We start from the raw sequence: 22,872 nt of genomic DNA on the forward strand, positions 1-22,872 counted from the left end.
GTGACGCTGGTCCGTACCAGCCAACGGACCCCGTCCAGGGGGTGAGGCACGTGAGCCCATGGCTCGACGCGTTTGCGTCAGCGTAAGCCTGGGTTAAGCAGCCGGTCTATACCGGCTTGTCTCGGTTTGACAACACTCAGGCGCGAAAAGGCTCACAACCGGTCTAGACCGGACGTCAGAGGATCTTACGCCGGACGCTCTCCCCACCCTGTGGCGTGCCGATCCACGGCCCCTCGATGGACGGGTCGAGGATGCCCTCCTCGACGAAGGCGTAGCGACCGTCCAGCACGTAGCCGGCCAGGCGTACGTCATGGCTGTCGCTGTTGTCCCAGAGGCGGTCGAACAGCGCGTCCACCCGGCGTCTTGCCTGGTGGCAGAAGGTGTCGGCGAGCTCGTACGGCCGCCGCCCCAGGTCCCTGGAGTCCTCCTCCGCCTTGACGCAGGCGGCCGTCATGGCGAACAGCTCGGCCCCTATGTCCACGAGCCGCCCGAGGAAGCCCTGCTTGTGCTCCAGCTTGCCCTGCCAGCGGGACATGCCGTAGAAGGTGGACCTGGCCAGTTTCCTGCTGGTCCGCTCCACGAAGCGCAGGTGGGCCGCCAGCGGGCCGAACTCGGCGTACGACGTGGGCAGGTTGCCCGTACCGGCCACCAGCGAGGGCAGCCACTTGGCGTAGAACCGGCCGGCCCGGCGCAGCGCCTGGGCGCGCTCCTGGCGGGAGGCCTCCGGGTTGATCAGCTCGCCCGCGGCCGACAGGTGCGCGTCCACCGCCTCGCGGGTGATCATCAGGTGCATGATCTCCGAGGAGCCCTCGAAGATGCGGTTGATGCGCGAGTCGCGCAGCATCTGCTCGGCGGGCACGCCGCGCTCGCCGCGGGCCGCGAGCGACTCGGCGCTCTCGTAGCCGCGCCCGCCCCTGACCTGGACCAGCTCGTCGAGCGCCTGGTACGACAGCTCCGAGGCGTACAGCTTGGCCAGCGCCGCCTCGATCCTGATGTCGTTGCGCTGGTCGTCGGCCATCCGGCTGGTCAGCTCGCAGACGGCTTCGAGCGCGTACGCGGTGGCCGCGATAAAGGCGATCTTCGTGGCTACGGCCTCGTGCTGGCCGACCTTGCGCCCCCACTGCACGCGGGCGTTGCCCCACTCGCGGGCGATCTTCACGGCCCACTTGGCGTTGCCCGCGCACGTGGCGGGCAGGGACAGCCGGCCGGTGTTCAGCGTGGTCAGGGCGATCTTCAGGCCCTCGCCCTCCCGGCCGATCAGGTTCTTCGCCGGCACCCTCACCTGGGAGAACTCGGTGACGCCGTTCTCGATGCCCCTGAGCCCCATGAAGCTGTTGCGCCGCTTGACCGTGATGCCGGGCGTGTCGGCCTCGACCACGAACGCGCTGATCTTCTTGCCGGTCCTGGCCATGACCACCAGGAGGTCGGCGACGACGCCGTTCGTCGTCCACAGCTTGACGCCGTCCAGCACGTACTCGTCGCCGTCGCGGACCGCGGTGGTGGCCAGCCGGGCCGGGTCCGAGCCGACGTCGGGCTCGGTCAGCAGGAAGGCCGAGATCTCGCCCGCCGCGCACCTCGGGAGGAACTCGCGCTTCTGCTCCTCGGTGCCGAACAGCTTGATCGGCTGCGGCACGCCGATCGACTGGTGCGCGGACAGCAGCGTGGCCAGCGCCGGGCAGTAGGAGCCGACGAGCATGAGAGCGCGGCAGTAGTACAGGTAAGGCAGCCCGAGCCCGCCGTACTCCTCGCTGATCGTGATCCCGAACGCGCCGAGCCCGGCCAGCCCCTTCACCACGTCGTCGGGCACCTGCGCGGTGCGCTCGATGAGCGCCGGGTCGACGTGCGCGTCGAGGTAGCGCCGCACCGCCCGGACGAACTCCTCACCCCGCTTGGTCGCCTCGTCGGACAGCTTGGGCGCCGGATGCACCAGATCCAGCCGGAAGTCGCCGAGGAACAGCTGCTTGGCGAAGCTCGGGCGCGTCCAGTCCTTCTCCCGCGCCTGCTCGCCGACCTCCCTGGACTCCGCGTACTTGGCGTGCTCGGTCATAGCACCTCCCGACGTTGCGCCGTCCTGTGCTAGGAGTACTGCCCGCCTGACGGCGCTCTGCGCCGTTTATAGCGCCTTTTTGTACGACAGACACCCCCCTGCCCTACCGGCTCGGCACCGGGCGGCGCGCGGTGAACCTCAGCGCCCCCCAGGCCACCAGCGCCAGCACGGCGGGCACCACCAGATAGACGCCGCAGAACCCGAGCGCCACGAGCGACAGCCCGCAACCCACTGCGGCCGTCCGGCGGTGCCGCCCCGGCGGCAGCAGCCGCACCGCCGCCGCCACCCCCGTGGCCGTGACGGCGGCCAGGCACGCCGACGTCGCCCGCATCAGCAGGTCCAGGTCCACCGCCCACACCAGCACGGGCACGCTCAGCACGGCCAGCAGCGCGAGGCTCCGGTACGGCGTCTCCCCCGGCGCCCCGCCCCGCGCGAACCAGCCGGGCAACGCCCCGTCCCTGGCCAGCGCCGCCCCCAGCCGCGCGGCACCGGCCAGATAGGTGTTGACCGCTCCGAACGTCAGCAGCACCGCGACCACGCCGGTGATGGGCCGCGCCGCGCCGCCGATGCCGGTCTCCAGCATCGCGGTGAGCGGCACGCCGGTCATGCCGGGGCCGAGCACGCCGACGGAGACGACGGACACCCCCAGGTAGAGCAGGGCGATCACGACCAGGGTCACCACGGTGGCCCTGAACAGGCCGTTCCTGCCGGCGGCGAACTCGGCCGACAGATGGCTGGCCGCCTCCCAGCCGACGAACGCGAACATGAGCACGCCCGCCGCGCTGGCCACGCCCGCGGCACCGTACGGGGCGAAGGGGGTGAAGTTGGCCGCGTCGGCGTGCGGCGCGGCCGTGATCACGGCGGTGGCGAGCAGCGCGACGAGCAGGACGACGAAGCCGATCTGCAGCCCTCCCGAGGTGCGCAGGCCCGCGGCGTTGGCCGCGAAGGCGGCGGCCAGGATCAGGCAGGCGGCCAGCGTGGCGGGCACGCCGAGGCAGGCTTCGACGTACTGGCCGCCGACCAGCGCGCCCGCGACCGTGCCGATGGGGACGGCGCCGTAGAACCACCAGCCGGCCACGGCGGAGGCGTGCCGGCCGAACGCCAGCCCGACGAAGCTCGCCACGCCCCCGCCGTCGGGGTAGCGGGCGCCGAGCGCGGCGAAGGTCAGCGCGACCGGGACGCTCAGCGCGAGCAGGCCAGCCCAGGCCAGCACGGAGGCGGGCCCCGCGGCGGACGCGGCGAGATGTGGCAGCACCAGCATCCCCGGCCCGAGCACGGCTCCGACGAGCAGCGCCGTGCCCTGTCCGGCAGATATGCCCCCATACGTTCGTTTCGTCATGCCGCCGAAGTTAGCCCAGGCATTCGGCGCCACCCCGGCTCCGGCGAACGTATGGCCGGAAGGTCGTGCCAACATCGGCCCATGGACGAACTTGATTCGGCGATCATACGGTTGCTCCAAACGGATGCGCGGCAGTCCAACAGGGAGCTCGCCCGCCGGCTCGGCATCGCGCCCTCGACCTGTCTGGAACGGGTCCGCGCCCTCACCCGCCGCGGCGTCATCCGCGGCTACCACGCCGACATCGACCCGGCCGCGCTCAACCGCGGCGTCCAGGCCATGGTCTCGGTCCAGGTGCGCCCGCTCAGCCGGGCGGTGATCAACGCGTTCAAGACGTCGGCGGCCGCGATGCCCGAGGTGCTCAGCGTGTACGTGCTGGCGGGCGGGGACGACTTCCTGCTGCACGTGGCCGTGCAGGACCTGGACCACCTGCACTCGTTCCTGCTCGACCGGTTGAGCAAGCGCAAGGAGATCGTCGGGTTTCGCACGTCGGTGATCTTCCAGCAGGTCCAGAACGCCGTCCCGGAGCGCCTGCCGGAGCCCTTGTCCTAGTTTGTGTACCCGCGCCGGGGCAGGCGTGGTCGCTCGTCGCCGCCACCGCGCTCTGCGTGCTGATCCTGGCCGGGCACGTGCTGAACTGGTGGCTGCCCTACTTCGGCCTCAGCACGGCCGCGCATGAACGACGGGGCCTCCCCAGGCAAGAGACGCGCCGGGCGGCCCGCCGTGCTCACCATCGACCGCATCGTGACCGCCGCCGTCGAGATCCTGGACGACGAGGGCCTGGAGGCGCTGACCATGCGCCGCCTCGGCACCCGGCTCGGCGTCGCGGCCGTGTCCCTCTACCGCCACGTGCCCAACCGGGAGGCGCTCACGGCCGTGCAGTCGGTGGGGGTCTTCGTCCTCGGCCACGCGCTGGCCCAGGTCGGCACGCCACCCGGCGGTACGGCGGCCGAGCCGGACGAGGCCGCCCGCGACTTCTACGACCAGTGGTTCGACGCGGGGCTGCGGGCCATGGTGACCGGGTTCGAACGGCAGCTCGCAGGCCGCGATTAATTCGGTTGCACCGGATTCCGGCCGGGCCGTAGTGTCTTGGCCATGCGCCTTTACCAGTAATTCGCGGGGCCACCCACGCCCACTCAGCGACGAGATCCGCCTCAGTCCATCCAGACGCGGCAGCTGAGCTTTGCCGACCGGCCATCCGTGCCGCGTCGTGAGTTACGTGAAGGAAGCATCCTTATGCGAGTCCGCCGTTCCGGCAAGGACAAGAGCCTGCCCGAGCTGCCTTTGACCAGGCAGCTGCCCAAAATGCCCCAGCGGCCGATCGCGCCGCCCAGGCGCATCCCGCCCAAGGGGCGCTAGGACAACTACCCTGGATGGTAGTTAGCGAGCGCCGCCCCCACCGTACGCCAGGGGGCGGCGCTCACATTTTTCACACTTCCGCGCGGTCAGAGCCGCTCGATGATCGTGACGTTGGCCTGGCCGCCGCCCTCGCACATCGTCTGCAGGCCGTAGCGGCCGCCCGTGCGCTCCAGCTCGTGCAGCAGCTTGGTCATCAGGATCGCTCCCGTCCCGCCGAGCGGGTGGCCGAGCGCGATCGCACCGCCGTTCGGGTTGACCCGCGCGGGGTCGGCGCCGAGCTCCTTCATCCAGGCCAGCGGCACCGGCGCGAAAGCCTCGTTGATCTCGACCACGTCGATGTCGCTCATCGACATGCCGGCCTTCTTCAGCGCCCGCTGCGTGGCGGGGATCGGCGCGGTCAGCATGAACACGGGGTCGTCGCCCATGAGCGCGAGCTGGTGGATGCGGGCGCGCGGGGTCAGCCCGTGCTCCCTGACGGCCTCCTCGGAGGCGATCAGCACCGCGCCCGAGCCGTCGGAGATCTGCGAGGACGTGGCCGCGGTGATCTGGCCGCCCTCCTTCAGCGTCTTGAGCCCGGCCATCTTCTCCAGCGTCGTGTCGGCGCGCGGCCCCTCGTCGTCCTCCACGTCGTTGATGGGGGCGATCTGGTCCTTGAAGTAGCCGTTCGCGATGGCCTTCGCGGCCCGCTGGTGGGACTCGAAGGCGTACTGCTCCAGCTCTTCCCGGGTGAAGCCCCACTTCTCGCACATCAGCTCCGCGCCGCGGAACTGCGAGATCTCCTGCTTGCCGTAGCGCTCGACCCACTTCTCGCCGAACGGGAACGGCATGCCCTTCTCCAGCGCGGCCGTGATCGAGGAGCCCATGGGGACCACGCTCATCGACTCCACGCCGGCCGCCACGACGAGGTCCTGGGTGCCGGACATGACGCCCTGGGCGGCGAAGTGGATCGACTGCTGCGAGGAGCCGCACTGCCGGTCGATGGTGACGCCGGCGGTGGTCTCGGGCAGCCCCGCCGACAGCCAGGCATTTCGCGCGATGTCCATGCTTTGGGGGCCGAACTGCATGACGCACCCCATGACCACGTCCTCCACCGCCGAGGGGTCGACGCCGGTGCGGTCGATCAGTGCCTTCAGCGTGTGAGCGGCCAGGTCCGTGGGGTGGACGGTGGAAAGACCGCCCTTCTTCTTGCCGACCGGGGTGCGAACCGCCCCGACGATGTACGCCTCTGCCACAGTGCCTCCTGGAAACCGAGCATTATTCGGTTACTAGGGGCAGAGTACAACAGAACGACGTTCTGTGGCTCCTCACGCGGGCGGCACAAGCTCCTCCGCCGTGTCCACCCGGAACCGCCACCGGTCCACGACCAGGCCGTTGAGCTTTTCCGACAGCTCCAGGGCCAGCGCGCCCAGCTTCACGGGCTCGTCACCGCGCAGCTCGATCGCGGTCAGCTCGGTGGCGAAGGGCAGCAGCTCCTCCACGGCAGGAGGCCGGCCCTTCTGTGGCACCAGCGCGGCCCGGATGTCGCCCGCGGTGAAGGTGAACTCGTCGTCCTCCTGCGGCTCCAGGAGCGGCGCCAGCTCCTCCGCGGTGGGGCGTACCGGCAGGATGACCGCCGGGCCGCTCTCCTCGTCGGCCGGGTCGCTCACCTCACCCCGGCACACCGCGAGCCCCTTGAGCCGGAAGGCCAGGCCCTCGGCGAGGTAGCGGTCGAAGAAGTCCAGCGGCAGCGGGCCCTCGGCGGTCACCCTGACCGCCCAGACCTTCTCCAGCTCGCCGCCCGTCAGGTCGGGCTCGGCCTCGACCGGGGCGCAGACCCGCACGTCCGTCGCCACGATGTCGTCGCCGTCTTTCCTGGCGCTCGGGTCCGCGAGCTGGATGATGCGCAACAGCTCGGCCGGGTCCGGTTTGGCGGGCAGTGCCGCCGTCGGGCCAGTACGCAGTCTCCGCTTCGCCATCCAGCCCATGCCCGCCTCCGCGCTCAGCTTCGATAGGAGCTCGTCATCGTCGCGTAGACGATGACGTTGTCGGTGTAGTGCCCGCTTGTCCGGTCATAGTCGCCGCCGCAGGTGATGAGGTGAAGCTGGGCGTTCGCCTGGTCCCCGTACACGCGCTGGGTCGGGAACGTCTTCTTGCTCGCCTGCTCCACGCCGCCGACCGTGAACACGGCCGTGGTCTTGTCCTGGCGCTTGATCTCGATCGTGTCGCCGTTCTTGATCTCAGGAAGGCGGCTGAACACGGCGCTGCGCGTCCTCGTGTCCTTGTGCCCGAGAATCACGGCCGGGCCCTTCTCGCCCGGGGTGGACATGTTCCGGTACCACCCGGCCAGGTTGGGGTTGTCGGCCGGCGGCACCTCGATGGTCCCGTCCTTGGCCAGGCCGACGGACTTGATCGGCGCGTTGATCCCCAGTCTCTTGATCACGATCCGCACGGGCGTGGAGGGCAGCATGGCCGGCGCGGGGGTGATCTGCGGCAGCGGGGGCGGCACGTCGGGGGCGGCCTGGAACAGCGCCTGCTCGGGCTGCCCCGAGGCCTTCGGCTGCGCCTGCAGGCCCAGCTGGTCCCGGTTGCTGGCCAGGCCGTACTCCTGGGGGGAGTTGAAGACGATCAGCAGCCCGGCGACGACCGTCACGACGCCGGCGACTGCGGCCACGATCAGCACGGTCCTGAGCGCCGTGCTCCCCTTGTCGGGAGGCGGCGGTACGGCCGGTCCGCCGTACGGATAGTGTCCGGACATTTCCCGATCAGCCCTTGATCGAGCGGCGGCGCATGACCAGCCCGCCGACTGCCGCGACCCCGATGAGGGCGGTGCCCGTCAGGATGAACATCCGGCCGTCCGGCCCCATCTCGCCACCCGCACCCGTGTCGGCCCCGGCCTTGGGGGTCTGGGACTTCTTCGTGGTGCTGCTGGTGGGGGTGACGGTGACCGTCGCGGTCTTGGTGTTCGTCGGCTTGGGGGTGGAGGTCGTCGGCGTGCTGCTGGACGAGGGGCTCGTGCCGGCGGTGACCGTGAAGGTGTACGCCTTGAGCCCGGTCGTCGGGGCCGTGCACTTGATCGCCGGCGAGGTCGATGAGGTGCCGAAGGAGATGTCCCCGGCGGTCAGCGACACGGTGCCGGTGGTGGTGGGCTTGATCTTCACGGTGACGGTGGGCAGCGTCAAGATGTCCGAGCCCGCCGTGACGCCCGTCAGGGTGCCCTCGCCGGTCGCGGTGGCCGGAACGCCCGCGCCGGTGGCCTTCACGGTGACGAACATCTTGGGGCTGGTCGTCGGGAAGCCCGTGGGGGCTTTCAGCGGGTCGCCCGTGCTCTGGATGGTGCCGGTCCAGGTGATGGAGGCGTCGGCGTTGGAGGCGGCGGTGGTGGGGGGCGTCATGACGACCTTGATGTCGACGTCCGCGGGGTAGTCGGCGTCCGTGCCGGTGGTGCCGAGCGCACAGGTGTAGGCGACCACATCGTCACCGGTCCCGCCACCGCCGGTCCCGATGGGCACGTCGAGGACCTCAGTGGAGGTCGTCGTGCACGTCGTCACAGTCGTTGGGGCAGTGGCGAGTGCCAGCTTGAGCTCACCCGGCTTCACGCTGACCTTGGTGGTCGTGCCCGCGGTCACCGCGATCTTGTACATCACGCTGCCAGCCGGCACAGCCGTGGTGGAAGCTGCCGGACCCGTCTTCACGCCAGCGTCGGAGACGGTCCCACCCGTGGGTGTCAACGCCATGGTGGCCTGCACAGTGGTGGCCGACTGCGGAGCGGTCGCTAGCGTCAGCGCCGGGAGGCCCACGGTCAGGTCGAAGGTCTGCCCCGCCGTCGTCGAGTCGGGCGCGCTGAGGCTGACGCTGATGGAGGTGTTAGTGAACGGGCCGCCACTACAGGTATAGGCGAACTGCTTCGTCACCGCGGCAGACGCGACCCCTGGGGTCGAGACGATGAAGACGGAGCCGAGGAAGACGACGAGCGTACCCAGCAATCCCAAAGCGGACGTCTTACGGGCGAGGCGGCGCCACGCCTGGGACATAAGCACGGGTCCATCTCCGTTTCAAAGCAGTGTCAACAGTCGTGCCAGAATTCCAGCCGTTGGTCACGGTTAGGTAGAGATCCTACGAACTGTCCCTGTCAACTTCCCGTAAACCGCAAAACCCGCCCCACCTTCCCCCTCAGCCCTTCTTCTTCGACAACGTTGCGTACACGATGATGTTGTCCGTGTAACTGTGCGCCGTCTTGTTGAAGACCCCGCCACACGTGACGAGCCTGAGCTGGGAGTTCGTCGTGTTCCCGTACACCCGGGAGGTCGGGAAGGACTTCTTGCTGGCCTGCTCGATCCCGCTCACCGTGAACCGGGTGACCTTCCCGTCCGACCGGTAGACGTAGATCTGGTCGCCCTTGGCCAGCTCGCGCAGCCGGTCGAAGACGGCGGGCCCCTTGCGGGTGCTCACGTGCCCGTTGATGACCGCCGGGCCGACCTCACCGGGGACCGGCGAGAAGCGGTACCAGCCCGTCTGCTTCGGCTTGCTCAGCGGCGGGGTGCCCAGGTTGCCCTTGATGTCCACCGTGACCGCGCCGATCGGGGCGTTCACCTTGATCTTGGGGATCTTGATCCGGGTCGGCCGCGCCTTGGCCTTCTTGGTCTTGGCCGTCGGGATCGCCGGCACGACCGGCGCGGCGGCCAGCGGCGGGGGCGCGTCGAGACGGGCCGGGGTGAGCGGCACGTTCTTGCCGCCGGGGCCCACGGTCGGCGGGAGGACGAACGCGCCCGCGTTCTGCACCTCGACCTTCGTCGGCTGGTCCTGCGCCGCCGCCAGCGAGCCGGAGCCGTCGTCCACCGGCGGCGCCAGCGAGAGCAGGCTCACCATGACGATGCCGACGCCGGCCAGCGAGCCCGCGATCATGAGTCCGGGCAGCGCCCGCTGCATGGTCGGCTTCTGCTCGGTCATCAGTTCGCTCCTCCCACGTGCTCGGCCCTGCGCCTGCGCATCAGCAGCCCGCCACCCGCGCTGCCCATCACGAGCGCGGCCCCACTGGCCATGAGCCCGTACGGCTGCCCGCCGTCATCCGGCGCCTCACCGCTGTCCACACCGCCCTTGGGCGTCTTGGGCACCTGCGCCTTGTAGTACTTCGTCGCGGTCGGCCCGGTGGACTTGGGCGTGGACGTGGTCGTGCTGGTGCCGGAGGCCACGGGAACCACGATCACGTGCCCCAGGGAGTCGGTCGTGGTGCCGGCGTGCGGAGGCGTGGTGTTGGTGGTCGGGTCGTCGGTCGGGTCCGGATCGTCGGTCGGGTCGTCCGTCGTGGTGTTGGTGGGGCTCGGCGAGGTCGTGTCGGTGGGGCCGGTCTTCTCCCGGACCGTCACCTGGACCGACACCGGGCTTCCGACCAGCTTGCACTTCGCACTGTGATAGCCGGTCGGGGTCTGGGACGTGGTGGTCGTCACCCGGAACGCGTCAACCCATGCAAGGCGGGTGGATGCGTTCTGGACCTTGATGGTGTGCTTGCCGTAGGTCAGCTCGGGCGAAGTCCACAGCGTGTGGCCACCGTCGAGGTCGTCGTTGACGGGATCGTCGTCGGCGTCACGCGAGGGATCCACCGTGGCCCGCTTGATGCCGTCGATGTAGATGTCGACCGGCCCGGCGTCCTTGTCGTGCGGGCCGATGTACTCCACGCCGGTGCCGACGAAGGTCAGCTGGGCCGACGCACCGAGCTGACTGGTCTCGTGCAGGTCGTTGTGCACGTGGTTCTCGGAACCCGGGAGATCGTCCCGTGGCGTCCAGGCGCCGTCGTAGACGATCTTCATGTCGCTCGGGTTGTCGGCGTCGTCACCGTCGTTGACGGGCACGCTGCCGTCTGGCGGGGTGAAGTCGAGATCGATGTCCTTCGGCGTGATCGTGATGATGCCCGCCTTGTTGGTCAGGCCGGGGTCGTTCATCATCTCGGGCAGCGCGAGCGGGTCGTCGGGGCGAAGCGGGCCCTCCGGGTCGGAGACGCCCTGCGGCTGAAGGATGCCCACCCAGCTGCTGCGGTGCTCGACATTGCCGGTGGCATGCACCTGGCCGCCCTCACCGAAGTAGCCGGGCGACTGCAGCCGGCTGCCATCGCCGGTGTAGCCCATCTTCCAGATGAGGTTCAGCGGGTCGCCGACCACGAGATCGGTGGTGAAAGTGAGATTGGTGGTCAGCCGGACCGGGCCGTGCCGGACGATGCTGCTCTCCCCGACCGGCGTACACAGGTAATCGATCACAAGATCCGCCGGCGCGGCCGATGCGGGGATGCTCGGCATCACCACCAAGCCAAGTGTCGCCACAGACCCCACTGATGCGGCGATCAACGCCTTGCGCCACCGACTCACGGAGACTCCGATCACCCACAAATAGACCGAGGGTAGATCTTAGAGTCGAAAACACCCGCAACACATGCCGAACGCGGCAACTTCCGGCACTTGTGATGAACCCGTGTCCGCAGTCGCCTGCCGTACGGGGAAACCGGGTATACCTCCAGGTAACAGAATCGTATTCTGTCGTGCACGAGACCCTGCTTGGAGGCGACTTATGCAGCGAGACCTCTTCGACGAGGAGCACCTGCTCTTCCGGGAGACCGTGCGCGAGTTCATGGCCCGCGAGGTGGTGCCGCACCACGAGCAGTGGGAGCAGGACGGCATCGTCCCGCGCGAGGTCTGGAAGAAGGCCGGGGAGCTGGGCATGTTCGGCTTCTCGGTGCCCGAGGAGTACGGCGGCGCGGGGATCAAGGACTTCCGCTACAACGCCGTGATCGTCGAGGAGATCATCAAGTACGCCGCATCAGGACTCGGCTTCTCGCTGCACAACGACGTCATGGCCCCGTACGTCGTCGATCTGACCAACGACGAGCAGAAGCAGCGCTGGCTGCCCGGCTTCGTCACCGGTGAGCTGATCACGGCCATCGCGATGAGCGAGCCGGGGGCCGGCAGCGACCTGCAGGGCATCAGGACCACGGCGCTCCGCGAGGGCGATCATTACCTGGTCAACGGGCAGAAGACGTTCATCACCAACGGGATCAACGCCGACCTCGTCGTCGTCGTGGCCAAGACCGACCCCGAGGCGGGCGCCAGGGGGACGACGCTGCTCGCCGTGGAGCGCGGCATGGAGGGGTTCAGCCGCGGGCGCAACCTGGCGAAGATCGGCATGAAGGCCCAGGACACGGCCGAGCTGTTCTTCGAGAACGTACGCGTGCCCGCCGCCAACCGCCTCGGCCCGAACGACGGCGAGGGCTTCGTCCAGCTCATGAACAACCTGCCCCAGGAACGCCTGTCGATCGCCGTGGCCGCGGTGGCCGCGGCGGAGGCCGTGCTGGAGCAGACCATCGAGTACTGCAAGACCCGCCAGGCCTTCGGACGCAACATCGGTTCGTTCCAGAACACCCGGTTCGTCCTCGCGGAGCTGGCGACCGAGACCGAGATCGCCCGCCACTACGTCGACAAGTGCATCGTCGCGCTCAACGCGGGCCGGCTCACGGTGGTGGACGCGGCCAAGGCCAAGTGGTGGACCACCGAGCTGCAGACCAAGGTCATCGACCGCTGCCTCCAGCTCCACGGCGGATACGGCTACATGATGGAATATCCGGTCGCCAAGGCCTGGATCGACAGCCGGGTCCAGACGATCTACGGCGGCACGACCGAGATCATGAAGGAGATCATCGGGCGGTCGTTCGGCTTCTGAGCCATCCCGCGCGGCAGGCCAGGGAAAGTCGCATACTGGACAGCATGGACGGCGGCCTGATCCTCCTGATTTTCCTGGCGTTACTGTTCGCCTGGGGCCTCAACCGGGTGCGCAGGGCGATCCGCCTGGGTCCCGTCGGCTACTTCGGCGTGATGCTGGTGTTCGTCATCGTCATGCTGCTCATCTGGGGTCAGACTTTCCGCTGACCTCGACCGAGCCGCCCGCGACCAGGTCGGCGCTCAGCCGGCCTCGACGAATCGGGTGAGGAGCCGGGCGAACTCCGCCCGCTCCGACGCCGACCACCCCTCCATCGCCGCCGCGAACGCGGCCTGCCTGACCCGGTGGGCCTGCGCCAGGGCCGCCTCGCCCGCCCCGGTGAGCACCAGCCACGCCTTGCGCCCGTCCGACTGATCGGCCTCCCGCCTGACCAGGCCCGCCGCCACGGCGGCCGCAACCAGCCGGCTCGCCCTCGGCTGGTCGACGCCGAGCGCTTCGGCGACCGTGGACACGCCGACCGGCTCGCTCGCCCCCTCGATCACGTCCAGCACGTCGAACTCGGGGCCGGCCGCCCCCTGCGACTTCGCGAGCACGCGTCTGCGCTGCCGGCGCCTGATGGTGATCATGGCGCGCTCGATCGCCGAAATTTCGTTGTCTTCATACATATAGTTGTTATTGTACATCTATGGACAAACCCATCGGATACTGGCTCAAGCACTTGGACGACCTGCTGGAAAGCTCCATGGAGCAGGCGCTGAGCGGCACCAGCCGGCGGGAGTGGCAGCTGCTCAACGCCGCCGCGCTCGGTGACACCGGCCCCCTGCCATTCGAGGGGGTCGAGGAGGCCACGGCCGGGCTCACCGCCAAGGGGTGGCTGGCGGACGGGCGGCTCACCGACTCCGGCCGCGCCGCGCATGCGCGGATCGCCGAGCAGGTCGGCGGCTTCAGGCGGCAGGCGACCGAGGGGGTCAGCCCGGAGGAGTACCAGGCGACCGTCGGCGTGCTCCGCCGCATGGCCGCCAACCTCGATCACTGGCCCGGGTCCCCCGACGGGACGGGGGAAGCCCAGGTGGCGAAGGTCGTCCTGCCGTAGGGGGTGAGCTCCAGGACGGGGATCGACTGCCTGCTCGGGTTGCCGTCCCGGTCGATCGAGATGTCCCCGCTGGCCCCCTGGACGGAGATGGTGCCGCTGCGCAGCATGGCCGCCACCTCGGGGGGTCCCAGGCTCTCCAGGCGCTCCTTGGCGTACCTGTCGATGGCCTTGATCGCGACGTACAGGGCGTCGTGATGCATGATCGCCTGGCCGTCGTCGAGGGTCTCCTCCGGGAACAGCCGGACATATCCGCGGTCGTCCCCGTTGCCGAACCTGCTCTTGATGGCGGCCAGCACGGCGCTGCTTCCGTCGGAGATGTTCGCGGAATGGGCCAGCGCGGTGTAGTAGAGCCGGATCTTGCCGCTGCTGTCGTTCCAGATCGGGTTCGCGACCGGATGGCTGTTCTCGCTGGTGTCGTCGCCGGCGATCACGTTGATCCCGCGCTCCGCGCAGCGGCGCGACAGGCTGAGGCCGCGCAGCAGCGCGGGGAGGTGAAGGGCCCGGCCCGCGTAGAAGACCGTGTTGGACTCGGAATTGCAGACCGACTCCGCGATGTTGCCGATGACCGTGCCCGAGGCCTTCACCGAGGAGTCGAACGTCAGGGGCTGGGCGCGCCGCCTGGCGTCGACGACACCGGCGAGCGTCCGGTCGAAGGACGCGCTCAGCGTCCTGCTGTAGCTGTCGCCGGGGTTGGTGTCCATGACGATGACCGGCTTGAGCGCCGGGATGGCCTTGACCGCGAAGCGTACGGACGCCTCGGCCTGGTCGCTGTTGAGCGGCGCGACCCGTACGAGCGCATCGTGTTTCTGCAGCTCGTCGGAGGTCAGCACGGCGGCCACCATCGCGAACTTGTCCGTGCTCAGCCGCTCTATGACCTGCTTGGTGGCGTCGATGCTGGCGCCGAGGCCGACGGCGGCGACGAGCCGCTCGCTCTCCACCTGGGACAGCACGTCCTCGACGGTCTCCTCCCACGCCCCCGGGCTGATGTCTCCGACCAGCAACCTGATGTACGGCGACGCCGAGTCCTCCTTGTTGCGCCACACCTGCGCCAGGTACGAGCCCTGCAGAGCGTGCCGGACGGTGTCCAGGCCCATCCCCGTGGTGCTCGCGTCGCCGGACATCGGCAGGAGCACCAGGACCGTCTTGTACTCGTCCGGATGCCGGGTCACCACGGCCTCGTTCTCGGCGCGGATGCGGCCCATGATGTCCGAGAGGCTTTCGTCGAAGGCGTCGGCCGAGTCGGTGAGGCTGGGCTGCCTGTTGAGGAGCGCGAAGACCGCGCCCGCGACGACCACCACGACGACGAGCGCGATCAGGCCGGCCCGCCTGAGGAGCTGTCGCCTGCGGTAGAAGGGCGCGGGCGGGATCTGGCGGCTAACGCCGGGGACGTTGCTCATACCTCTCGGCCTCTCGTGTGAAGATCGCCCGGCCGGTCTTGGTGAACCCGGCGAGATGCCGGAACTCGCGCGCGATGTCGTCCGTACGCCGCCCGGAGGGATCGAGCAGGGGGTCGAGCCAGAACCAGCGGGCCACCACCAGCTCCCTGATCACCGCGGTCCGTTCTCGCCGCTCCGTCTGCGCCGGGTCCACCGCCAGCGAGTCGTACAGAACGTCCCCGTCCACGTCGAGAGGCAGGCGGTTGGGAGCGGAGGACACCTGCTCGTAGAGGTGGATCCACTCCTGGAGCCGACTGCCGCGACGGCCCTGGGTGTCGAGCGGGCCGATCCGCTCGCTCAGGAACGCCACCACCGCCGCCAGCTCCGGGTCGTCGCCCGCCGTCACCCGGGCGAGCTTGTGGTACATCACCGCGCCGTCGTGACCGCCGTAGAAACGCTCCAACGCCTCGTGCACCTGGTCCCAGTGCGCCTCCCTCGCGGCCAGGCGGTGCAGGAGCAGCCGCCGGAGCCAGGGGTGGAGCACGGTGACCTCCGCGCCGCCCGGCGCCGCCCATTCGCCGCTGCGGTTCGCCTCCTCGCTCTGCGTGGTGAGCCACAGCTGGTCGGCCAGCTCCTGGCGGAGATGCGAGGCGCTGCCCGTCCCCTCGAAGGAGGTGTTCTCGGCGTCGTCCACGTTCCTGACCGCCGACCACGCCACCAGGCGCTCGCGCTGGGGCAGGTGGTCGGGCAGCAGGCGGTGCAGGGTTTTGTCGCTGTGCAGGATGCCCCGGAACGTGTGGTCGTCTCCGGCGCTCCTGAGCAGCTCGGTCAGCTCGCGGGTCGCGCGCTGGTAGCCCCTGGTCAGGTCGTGGACGGCGCTCGCGTACGGCGCCCGCGCCCGGCCGTCCGGCAGCGGCGGCAGCAGCACCGGGTACCACCAGCCCTGCTCCCCCTGCCCGCGCCGCGCCATCCAGTCGTCGTAGGAGGACTCGGCGAGCAGCGGCGGCCGGACGGGGCCCGGTGTGCCCGGCCGGGTCCAGCCGGTCACGCCCTTCGGCCAGGTCTTCGAGGCGGCCACGAGGACCAGCGGATCAGCGGGCGCGGAGTCCTGCGCGCGCCGGGCCCGCGCGGCGACCAGGGCCTGCAGGAAGTCGGTGACCACCGGCGTCTCGGCGTCGTCCAGCGTCAGAAGCAGGTTGCGGGGGTAGCGTCGCCTCATCCAGGCCTGGGCGAGATCCTCCAGAAAGGCTTCGAGGAGTATCCCCTGCGCGAACGCCGGCCGGTCTCCGCCGCGTAAATGCTGGTCTCGCGCGAGGTCGAGAATATTGCCGCCGACGCGTCCGGCGAGCCACGACCTGGCTGTTCCGTGGACGTGGCCGACGGCGTCGAAGCGCCGCCCGAACAACTCGGCGAGACCGATCGCGACTTTCAGGTAAATGCCTATGTCCGGCAGCAGCCCGGCTAAATCTTCCCACGGTTTCAGGTCTTCGCGAGTTATCCGGGGCTTACGGCGTAGTTGCTCTTCGAGCTGCGCCGCCAGCCTCGTGTCCTCGAGTTCGGCATTCAGGCCGAGGACGACGAGGGTGAAAACGGTGCGGGGCATCTTGACGCCGTTGAGCTTCTCCAGGTGATAGGCGAGCCGCTGGACGACGTCCGCGACGGCCAGGTGGGGCTCCGAGTGGAGCGCCAGGCTGACCACCGGGGAGTGTGGCTTGCCGATGCTGCCGGCGATCTGGGCCAGGGTGGCGGATTTTCCGGTTCCCGGCAGTCCGAGCAGGAGAATGACCGGCAGCTCGTACGCCCCCGGGGGATGGTTTTTGTGGAGACATTCCTGCAGCAGCGCATACCAGGAGTCGTCCGCTAAGAACTCCGCCATTCGGGCCCCATCGGAATATGCAGCACCCTCCCACGCGAGCGCTTGAATGGGGAATCTACCTCATCGCATTGGCGAAGGCGCAGCTATTCTCCGACAGGGTCGGTTTCCAGGATGACGCGCGCCACGAGCTCCGGATCGTCGCTCATCGGCACGTGCCCGCAGCCCTTCAGCAGCTTGACCCGCCGGCCCGACCACCGGGCCGCGCGCACCGCCTGGCGGCGCAGCAGGAGCCGGTCGTGCTCGCCCCACGCGATCGTGATGGGCGACTTCGGCGGTGCCGGCGGCATCAGCCCGGCGAACGACTCCAGCGTCTCGTCGAATCCGCTCGCCGAGCCCAGCGCCTGGGTGGCCGCGACCAGCGCGGCCGGGTCCAGCCTGGACGGATGGGCGACCAGGAGCCCGGCCGACAGCGAGCGCATGAACGGGCTCTCCGCCGCCATGGCGACCTGCTCGGGCGACAACGCCCTGGCCGAGGCCCGCAGAGCGCGCAGGGCCAGCCGGCAGTAGAGCAGCTCGGCACGCGACCAGAACCCGGCGGGCGACAGCGCGGTGGCCGTCCTGACCACGCCGCGCGAGGCCAGCTCCAGCGCGATGTAGCCGCCCAGCGAGTTGCCGGCCACGTCCGGATCGCGGACGCCGAGCAGCGCGCAGAACGACTCGACCGCGTCAGCCAGCGACTCCGCGGTGTACGGGGTGCGTCCGGGCAGCCCGGGCGACACCCCGAACCCGGGCAGGTCGACCGCGATCACCGTACGGGTGACCGCCAGCCGGTCCATCACCGGCTGCCAGGCCTGCCAGTGATGGCCGATGCCGTGGATCAGGATCAGTGGCGCGCCGGTGCCCCGTCGCTCGAAGGCCAGCTCCATGGCGCCAGTGAATCATTCACCTGCCACGGGTGGGAATCTCGAACCAGACGGCTTTGCCTTCCCTGGTGGGTCGCGATCCCCAGCGCCTGGCAAGCTGGTCGACCAGATAGAGGCCGCGCCCGCCCTCGTCGTTCTCCCCCGCGCTGCGGATGCGGGGCAGGCGCAGGTCCTGGTCGAACACCTCGACCCAGACCGCCTCCTCGCCCCTGCGCAGCCGCAGCGTGAACTCCTTGTCGCTGACCACTTCGTCCTCGAAGCCCGGCATGTCCCAGGACTCCTCGAACGGCAGCGGCGGCCCCTCCACGACCAGCTCCCTGCGGGGCACGTTGGCGGTGGAGGCGTGCAGCACCACGTTGGTCACGACCTCGGAGACGAGCAGGCAGGCCAGTTCGGCCCGCTCCTCGGGCACGTTCCAGCCGGAGAACGCCTCCGATGCCATTCTGCGCGCCTCGCCGACCATGATGGGCTGGGCCGGGAACGTGCGCTCCTCGACGTCGAGGTCCTCGTCGCTGGAGCGGACGACCAGGATCGCCATGTCGTCGTCGATCTCGCCGGGCACCGCCACCGTGGCGGCGTCGGCGATGCGCTCGACCTCGGCGTCGGACATCTTGGCGAGCTTGTCGCAGAGCACGCCGAGCGTCTCCTCCTCGCTCGGCAGCTGCCCGTCGCGGCCGGGCCGGCGATCGACCAGCCCGTCGGTGTAGAGGAGCAGCGCCGCGCCCGGCGGCAGGGTGCGCGTCTCCTCCTTGTAGACCAGGTCGGCGTGCAGGCCCTTGGCGCGTACGCCGAGCGGCTGACCGACCTCCTCGATGTCGAGCTCCACGCACTGGCCGTCGACCAGCAGCAGCGGCGGGGCGTGGCCCGCGTTGGCGAAGGACAACGTCCGCGACCAGGCGTCGTAGACCAGGTATTGGCAGGTGACGATGGGCGGGATGCTGACCTCTGCGCCGTTGTCGTCCTGCTCGGGCGTGGCGATGATGCGCGTCCACTCGTCGAGCCTGGCCAGGATGTCGGCCGGTGACTTGTCGTCCTGCGCGAACGCCCGCAGCGCCGCCCTGAGCTGGCCCATGATCGCGGCGGCCTTCGCGCCCCTGCCCTCGACGTCGCCGATCACGATGCCGACCCGGCCGGCCGAGAGCGGGATCACGTCGTACCAGTCGCCGCCCACCTGGGTCTGGATGCCCTGCCCGTGGGAGGCCAGCGGGGCCGCCGGGTAGTAGCGCACCGCGATCTGCAGGCCGTCGAGCTGGGGCAGCGCCCTGGGCAGCAGATGCTTCTGGAAGGACTCGGCCGTGTGGCGCTCCTCCTCGAACAGCAGCGCGTTGTCGATCGCCAGCGCGACCCTGGTGGCGATCGCGCCCACGAAGTCGCGGTCGAAGGCGTCGTAGTGGGGGCTACGCCGGTCGGTGAGGTTGGACAGGCCGAGGTACATCAGCCCGAGCGTCTCCCCGCGCACCAGCAGGGGGGCGACGATCGCGGAGTTCATGCCGATCTCGCCGCACAGCCGCGCGCTGCCTTCGTGCGGGGTGGGGAAGCTGCTGGTGGCGAAGTCCTCGACCAGGATGGTCTCCTGGCGGCGCAGCGCCGTGTCCGCGTAGTGGCCGGTGGGGTAGCGGATCTCGGCGCCCACCGGCTTCCATGTTCCCGACGGCGGCGCCCACCCCTGTACGTGCTGAGAGACCCGGCGGACGAGCCGGTCGCCCTCCATCAGCTCGATGAAGCAGTGGTCGGCGAACTGCGGGACCAGCATCTCGGCGACGCGCTTGAGCGTCTCCTCCACGTAGAGGGAGCCGGCCAGCCGCTCGCCGATGCGCTCCAGCAGCCCGAAGCGGTCTTTCTCCCGCTCGTTGCTGCGCAGCGCCTCGCGGGCCATGATGACGATGCCCGTCACCGAGCCCGACTGGTGGCGCAGCGGGACGGCCTGCGCGCGGACGTAGATGATGGTGCCGTCGCCGCGCCTGACGTCGAACGTGCCTTCCCACACCCCGCCCTTGAGGACGTGCTTGGCCAGCTCGATCGCCAGCGGATGGTCCTTCTCCATGACCCCGAGGGACAAGAGGGACGGGTCTCGCGTAGACGACTTACCCGGACGACCGAAGAGCTTTTCGGCGAATGGGTTCCAATAGAGGAGATTGCTGAAACGATCGGTGACGACCACCGCCATTTCAGCGTGATCGAGCACGGATCCGGCAGCAAGGTGATCAGCCGTTTCTTGTGACAGATCCCCCCATCGCTTCATCCGGAGACCACTCCTCGGGGTGGCGTGTATGCAAAGCGGACCACGGGCGCTCCTGCAACAGTCTTGGCCAGGGGAGAGTGGAGGGCCTCCCAAGAGGGATTCAACCAAGCAGCTGCGCGCGCGTCAGCGCTTGGAGACAAAAACGTGCGCAGCGACATCGCGCGGAAGCTCCGCGGGAGTGTCGTTAGCGTCACCGTCACCTGTCACCCGCACACCGTCGTCGCTCGCCGCGAGCGTCACCTCGCGTCCGGGTTGTATCCCAACTTGCTTGAGTTTAAGCATCACAGCGGGATCGCTTTGCACTTGTTCGCTAATTCGTCGCACGACCACGGGAATGTCTCTGGGCCCCGCCACGTCCGACATCGAGGTCAGCGTGTTGCCACCGCCCTCGGCCGCTTCCTTGGCGCCCAGCTCGGCCAGCCCGGGGATCGGGTTGCCGTGCGGGCAGACGGTCGGGTTGTCGAGCAGCGTCACCAGGCGCGACTCCACCGACTCCGACATCACGTGCTCCCAGCGGCACGCCTCGATGTGCACCTCTTCCCAGGGCAGCCCGATCACCTGGGTCAGCAGGCACTCGGCCAGCCGGTGCTTGCGCATCACCCGGGTGGCCAGGGTGCGCCCCAAATCGGTCATGGACAGGTGCCGGTCACCCTCGACGCGAACAAGGCCGTCCCGCTCCATGCGGGCGACGGTCTGGCTGACGGTGGGGCCGCTCTGCTGGAGGCGCTCGGCGATGCGGGCGCGCAGAGGGACGATGCCCTCCTCCTCGAGCTCGTAAATCGTACGGAGATACATCTCCGTCGTGTCGATCAGGCCGTGTGCGGTCAAGGCTCCTCCCAACTAAATGTTACGCCGGTCGTGGCGGGGACTGAGCCCGTCCGCAGCGGGCACAGGAATCAAAGGAACCCTATTGGGAGAACGACCGGCCATGTTTAAGGACGGCAACAACGGAGCAGCCCGTTTCCTTCCCGGCCGGCTCGATCCCCCGTTCGACTAAGGGTGCGGCTAGCGGGCCCGGTAGTTCCTGAAGCCCGCCACCGACAGCCCGACGACCACCACGATGACCGCGCAGGCGATGCCGCCGCCCACCCAGGCCCCGGTCACGCCCAGCGCCGTCGCCGTCGCCCCGGCCCGCAGGTCGCCCAGGCGCGGCCCGCCCGCCACGACCACCATGAACGCCCCCTGCATCCGCCCCCGCATCTCGTCGGGCGCGTACAGCTGCAGGATCGACTGCCGCCACACCGACGAGATCACGTCGGCGACACCGCCGACGGCCATGAACGCCACGACCAGCCAGAGGTCGTGCGCCAGCCCCGCGGCGGCCACGGCCAGGCCCCAGACCGCGATCACGACGACGAGCGCCACCCCCTGCCGCGAGACCCGGCCCACCCAGCCGGAGAACAGCGCGCCCGCGACGGAGCCGATGGCCAGGGCGGAGGTTATCCAGCCGAGCGCGAACATGGAGCCCCCGAACCTGTCGGCGGTGAGCTCGGGGAAGAGCGCGCGCGGCATGGCGAACACCATCGCGATGATGTCCACGACGAACGACATCAGCAGCACCGGGCTCCTGACGATGAAGCTGAGCCCCTCCAGGACGGCCCGGGCACCCGGACGCGTCACATCGCCCAGCGGGGGCAGTGAGGGCAGCCTGAGGGCCGCGTAGAGGCTGCCGGCGAACAGCAGGGCATCCACCGAGTACGCCGCCGCGAACCCGCCGGAGGCGAGCACGACCGCGCCGATCATCGGCCCCGCCACCGCGCCCATGCTGTAGACGAGCGAGTTGAGCGCGTTCGCCGCCGGCACCAGCTCCCGATCGAGAATACGGGGAATGATGGCGCCCCGGGTCGGGCCGGTGATCGCGAACCCGGTGGCGTTGAGCGCCACCGCCGCGAAGATCAGATAGACGTTGTTCAGGCCGAGTAACGCCTGCACCAGGATGAACAGCGTGGCGGCCCAGGCGATGACCGAGCCGACAAGGAGCAGCTTGCGCCGGTCCACGGCGTCGGCCACCGCCCCTCCCCACAGGCCGAACACGACCAGCGGGATCAGGTTGGCCATGCCGAGCAGCCCGACCCAGAAGGAGGAGTGGGTCAGCTCCCAGACCTGCTGCCCGACGGCGACGACGGTGACGCCGACGCCGACGTGCGAGACCGCCTGGCCGAGCCAGATGCGGCGGTATTCGGGTACGCCCAGCGGCCGGGTGTCTACCAGATGACGCTTGACCAGCTCCCCGAATGCCACTTAAGGAACATTAGGGGGCAAGTCTCTCCAGGGCCCAGCCGGGTCGCGTCCGCCGGTAGCGGAGCCTGTCGTGCATCCGGTCGAGCTGTCCCTGCCAGAACTCCACCTCCATCGGGATCACCCGGAAACCGCCCCAGAAGTCCGGCACAGGCGGATCTTCCGGCCAGCGCGCCGCCAGCTCCTCATAACGGGCGTCCAGCTCCTCCCTGGACCGTACGACGGCGGACTGCCGCGAGGCCCAGGCCCCGATGCGCGAGCCGTACGGGCGCGAGTTGAAGTAGTCGGCCGACTCCGCGTGCGAGATCCGGGTCACGGTGCCTTCGACCCGGATCTGGCGCCGGATCGAGTGCCAGGGGAACAGCAGCGAGGCGCGGGCGTTCTCGGCCAGGTCGCGGCCCTTGCGCGACTCGTAGTTGGTGTAGAAGACGAAACCGCGTTCGTCGTAGCCCTTCAGCAGGACCGTCCTGGCGCTGGGGCGGCCTCCCGCGGAGGCGGTGGCCAGCACCATGGCGTTGGGCTCCGGCAGGCCGGCGTCGAGCGCCTCCTGGAACCAGGCGGTGAACTGGGCGACGGGATCGGGTGCGAGGTCGGATTCGAGCAGCGGCTGGCCCTCGTACGTACGGCGAAGCCCCGCCAGCACGGGCGGGCGCGGGGTGGCATCCACGAGACGGTATTCTTGCGCGCTTGTGTGGCGGATCCCACGCACCGCTCCCGACCAGGCGATTTGAGGTTTCGGCGGGTCCCGAGACTGAGCACGAGCTG

At 69.6% G+C, this 22,872-nt stretch carries 22 protein-coding genes; 6 read left to right on the forward strand and 16 right to left on the reverse strand.

The features are described from left to right. Window positions 1-175: 175 nt before the first annotated feature. Both ETD85_RS10690 and ETD85_RS10695 read right to left on the reverse strand, forming a co-directional pair. On the reverse strand, window positions 176-2,047 hold the full coding sequence (locus ETD85_RS10690; RefSeq protein WP_138689484.1) for an acyl-CoA dehydrogenase family protein: 1,872 nt from the start codon (window positions 2,045-2,047) through the stop codon (window positions 176-178). Window positions 2,048-2,150: 103 nt separating this feature from the next. Then, entirely contained in the window at window positions 2,151-3,386 is a 1,236-nt protein-coding gene (locus tag ETD85_RS10695) for an APC family permease (RefSeq protein WP_138689485.1), read from the reverse strand. 81 nt (window positions 3,387-3,467) lie between these two features. On the opposite strand from ETD85_RS10695, the gene ETD85_RS10700 reads away from it, so the two are divergent. From ETD85_RS10700 to ETD85_RS66755, 3 genes are all read left to right on the forward strand, one after another. Beyond that, window positions 3,468-3,935 (forward strand): Lrp/AsnC family transcriptional regulator, encoded by a 468-nt coding sequence (locus tag ETD85_RS10700; RefSeq protein ID WP_138689486.1) that lies wholly within the window; start codon window positions 3,468-3,470, stop codon window positions 3,933-3,935. Window positions 3,936-4,058: 123 nt separating this feature from the next. Continuing rightward, window positions 4,059-4,436 carry a TetR/AcrR family transcriptional regulator gene (locus ETD85_RS66750; protein WP_138689487.1) on the forward strand — a complete coding sequence of 126 codons (378 nt, stop codon included), beginning with the start codon at window positions 4,059-4,061 and terminating at the stop codon, window positions 4,434-4,436. Between the two features lie 183 nt (window positions 4,437-4,619). Beyond that, the gene (locus ETD85_RS66755; protein WP_276617213.1) at window positions 4,620-4,742 is read left to right on the forward strand and encodes a hypothetical protein; all 123 of its coding nucleotides are present in this window, start codon (window positions 4,620-4,622) and stop codon (window positions 4,740-4,742) included. An 86-nt stretch (window positions 4,743-4,828) separates the two neighbouring features. On the opposite strand, the gene ETD85_RS10710 is transcribed toward ETD85_RS66755, so the two are convergent. From ETD85_RS10710 to ETD85_RS10735, 6 genes are all read right to left on the reverse strand, one after another. Further along, window positions 4,829-5,974, reverse strand: coding sequence for an acetyl-CoA C-acetyltransferase (locus ETD85_RS10710; RefSeq protein ID WP_138689488.1), 1,146 nt, complete (start codon window positions 5,972-5,974; stop codon window positions 4,829-4,831). Between the two features lie 72 nt (window positions 5,975-6,046). Beyond that, a complete protein-coding gene (locus ETD85_RS10715; protein ID WP_138689489.1) occupies window positions 6,047-6,697 on the reverse strand; it encodes a hypothetical protein in 651 nt (216 codons plus the stop codon). A gap of 23 nt (window positions 6,698-6,720) precedes the next feature. Then, on the reverse strand, window positions 6,721-7,476 hold the full coding sequence (locus tag ETD85_RS10720) for a class F sortase (protein ID WP_138689490.1): 756 nt from the start codon (window positions 7,474-7,476) through the stop codon (window positions 6,721-6,723). Between the two features lie 7 nt (window positions 7,477-7,483). Continuing rightward, window positions 7,484-8,710 carry a hypothetical protein gene (locus ETD85_RS10725; RefSeq protein ID WP_138689491.1) on the reverse strand — a complete coding sequence of 409 codons (1,227 nt, stop codon included), beginning with the start codon at window positions 8,708-8,710 and terminating at the stop codon, window positions 7,484-7,486. Window positions 8,711-8,891: 181 nt separating this feature from the next. Next, window positions 8,892-9,668 carry a class F sortase gene (locus ETD85_RS10730; RefSeq protein ID WP_138689492.1) on the reverse strand — a complete coding sequence of 259 codons (777 nt, stop codon included), beginning with the start codon at window positions 9,666-9,668 and terminating at the stop codon, window positions 8,892-8,894. Next, the gene (locus ETD85_RS10735) at window positions 9,668-10,969 is read right to left on the reverse strand and encodes a hypothetical protein (protein WP_138689493.1); all 1,302 of its coding nucleotides are present in this window, start codon (window positions 10,967-10,969) and stop codon (window positions 9,668-9,670) included. Before ETD85_RS10735 ends, ETD85_RS10730 begins: the two co-directional genes overlap by 1 nt. Before the next feature lie 307 nt (window positions 10,970-11,276). On the opposite strand from ETD85_RS10735, the gene ETD85_RS10740 reads away from it, so the two are divergent. Both ETD85_RS10740 and ETD85_RS63025 read left to right on the forward strand, forming a co-directional pair. After that, window positions 11,277-12,422 carry an acyl-CoA dehydrogenase family protein gene (locus ETD85_RS10740; protein ID WP_138689494.1) on the forward strand — a complete coding sequence of 382 codons (1,146 nt, stop codon included), beginning with the start codon at window positions 11,277-11,279 and terminating at the stop codon, window positions 12,420-12,422. A gap of 44 nt (window positions 12,423-12,466) precedes the next feature. Then, entirely contained in the window at window positions 12,467-12,628 is a 162-nt protein-coding gene (locus tag ETD85_RS63025) for a hypothetical protein (RefSeq protein WP_170246619.1), read from the forward strand. A gap of 33 nt (window positions 12,629-12,661) precedes the next feature. On the opposite strand, the gene ETD85_RS10745 is transcribed toward ETD85_RS63025, so the two are convergent. Then, the gene (locus ETD85_RS10745; RefSeq protein ID WP_138689495.1) at window positions 12,662-13,084 is read right to left on the reverse strand and encodes a MarR family winged helix-turn-helix transcriptional regulator; all 423 of its coding nucleotides are present in this window, start codon (window positions 13,082-13,084) and stop codon (window positions 12,662-12,664) included. Between the two features lie 20 nt (window positions 13,085-13,104). Between ETD85_RS10745 and ETD85_RS10750 the strand changes: the two genes are divergently transcribed. Next, complete coding sequence (locus ETD85_RS10750) at window positions 13,105-13,512, forward strand: MarR family winged helix-turn-helix transcriptional regulator (protein ID WP_206058228.1); 408 nt, start codon at window positions 13,105-13,107, stop codon at window positions 13,510-13,512. Here the strand turns inward: ETD85_RS10750 and ETD85_RS10755 are convergent. The 7 genes from ETD85_RS10755 to pdxH form a co-directional block, all read right to left on the reverse strand. Further along, a complete protein-coding gene (locus ETD85_RS10755; protein WP_138689496.1) occupies window positions 13,449-14,909 on the reverse strand; it encodes a type 1 periplasmic-binding domain-containing protein in 1,461 nt (486 codons plus the stop codon). The two genes, ETD85_RS10750 and ETD85_RS10755, sit on opposite strands and share 64 nt — an antisense overlap. Then, window positions 14,887-16,764 carry an ATP-binding protein gene (locus ETD85_RS10760; protein WP_138689497.1) on the reverse strand — a complete coding sequence of 626 codons (1,878 nt, stop codon included), beginning with the start codon at window positions 16,762-16,764 and terminating at the stop codon, window positions 14,887-14,889. Before ETD85_RS10760 ends, ETD85_RS10755 begins: the two co-directional genes overlap by 23 nt. 83 nt (window positions 16,765-16,847) lie before the next feature. After that, window positions 16,848-17,630 carry an alpha/beta fold hydrolase gene (locus ETD85_RS10765; RefSeq protein ID WP_138689498.1) on the reverse strand — a complete coding sequence of 261 codons (783 nt, stop codon included), beginning with the start codon at window positions 17,628-17,630 and terminating at the stop codon, window positions 16,848-16,850. Between the two features lie 16 nt (window positions 17,631-17,646). Next, window positions 17,647-19,869: an ATP-binding SpoIIE family protein phosphatase gene (locus ETD85_RS10770; RefSeq protein ID WP_138689499.1), complete on the reverse strand. Its 2,223-nt coding sequence runs from the start codon at window positions 19,867-19,869 to the stop codon at window positions 17,647-17,649. Window positions 19,870-19,992: 123 nt separating this feature from the next. Further along, complete coding sequence (locus ETD85_RS10775; protein WP_138689500.1) at window positions 19,993-20,697, reverse strand: iron-dependent transcriptional repressor DtxR; 705 nt, start codon at window positions 20,695-20,697, stop codon at window positions 19,993-19,995. A gap of 177 nt (window positions 20,698-20,874) precedes the next feature. Further along, window positions 20,875-22,110 (reverse strand): MFS transporter, encoded by a 1,236-nt coding sequence (locus ETD85_RS10780; protein ID WP_138689501.1) that lies wholly within the window; start codon window positions 22,108-22,110, stop codon window positions 20,875-20,877. 10 nt (window positions 22,111-22,120) lie between these two features. Then, window positions 22,121-22,774 (reverse strand): pyridoxamine 5'-phosphate oxidase, encoded by a 654-nt coding sequence (gene pdxH, locus ETD85_RS10785; protein WP_138689502.1) that lies wholly within the window; start codon window positions 22,772-22,774, stop codon window positions 22,121-22,123. Window positions 22,775-22,872 lie beyond the last annotated feature (98 nt).

The organism is Nonomuraea zeae, assembly GCF_005889725.1.
GTDB classification, from domain to species: Bacteria; Actinomycetota; Actinomycetes; order Streptosporangiales; family Streptosporangiaceae; genus Nonomuraea; species Nonomuraea zeae.

What these genes read in the sequence shown, in the direction of transcription:
- ETD85_RS10770 (WP_138689499.1), bottom strand. Translation starts at nt 19,869, where the DNA reads ATGAAGCGATGGGGGGATCTGTCACAAGAAACGGCTGATCACCTTGCT.
- ETD85_RS10730 (WP_138689492.1), bottom strand. Translation starts at nt 9,668, where the DNA reads ATGACCGAGCAGAAGCCGACCATGCAGCGGGCGCTGCCCGGACTCATG.
- ETD85_RS10745 (WP_138689495.1), bottom strand. Translation starts at nt 13,084, where the DNA reads ATGTATGAAGACAACGAAATTTCGGCGATCGAGCGCGCCATGATCACC.
- ETD85_RS10765 (WP_138689498.1), bottom strand. Translation starts at nt 17,630, where the DNA reads ATGGAGCTGGCCTTCGAGCGACGGGGCACCGGCGCGCCACTGATCCTG.
- ETD85_RS66750 (WP_138689487.1), top strand. Translation starts at nt 4,059, where the DNA reads ATGAACGACGGGGCCTCCCCAGGCAAGAGACGCGCCGGGCGGCCCGCC.
- ETD85_RS10760 (WP_138689497.1), bottom strand. Translation starts at nt 16,764, where the DNA reads ATGGCGGAGTTCTTAGCGGACGACTCCTGGTATGCGCTGCTGCAGGAA.
- ETD85_RS66755 (WP_276617213.1), top strand. Translation starts at nt 4,620, where the DNA reads ATGCGAGTCCGCCGTTCCGGCAAGGACAAGAGCCTGCCCGAGCTGCCT.
- ETD85_RS10750 (WP_206058228.1), top strand. Translation starts at nt 13,105, where the DNA reads ATGGACAAACCCATCGGATACTGGCTCAAGCACTTGGACGACCTGCTG.
- ETD85_RS10695 (WP_138689485.1), bottom strand. Translation starts at nt 3,386, where the DNA reads ATGACGAAACGAACGTATGGGGGCATATCTGCCGGACAGGGCACGGCG.
- ETD85_RS63025 (WP_170246619.1), top strand. Translation starts at nt 12,467, where the DNA reads ATGGACGGCGGCCTGATCCTCCTGATTTTCCTGGCGTTACTGTTCGCC.
- ETD85_RS10720 (WP_138689490.1), bottom strand. Translation starts at nt 7,476, where the DNA reads ATGTCCGGACACTATCCGTACGGCGGACCGGCCGTACCGCCGCCTCCC.
- ETD85_RS10740 (WP_138689494.1), top strand. Translation starts at nt 11,277, where the DNA reads ATGCAGCGAGACCTCTTCGACGAGGAGCACCTGCTCTTCCGGGAGACC.
- ETD85_RS10715 (WP_138689489.1), bottom strand. Translation starts at nt 6,697, where the DNA reads ATGGCGAAGCGGAGACTGCGTACTGGCCCGACGGCGGCACTGCCCGCC.
- ETD85_RS10700 (WP_138689486.1), top strand. Translation starts at nt 3,468, where the DNA reads ATGGACGAACTTGATTCGGCGATCATACGGTTGCTCCAAACGGATGCG.
- ETD85_RS10755 (WP_138689496.1), bottom strand. Translation starts at nt 14,909, where the DNA reads ATGAGCAACGTCCCCGGCGTTAGCCGCCAGATCCCGCCCGCGCCCTTC.
- ETD85_RS10690 (WP_138689484.1), bottom strand. Translation starts at nt 2,047, where the DNA reads ATGACCGAGCACGCCAAGTACGCGGAGTCCAGGGAGGTCGGCGAGCAG.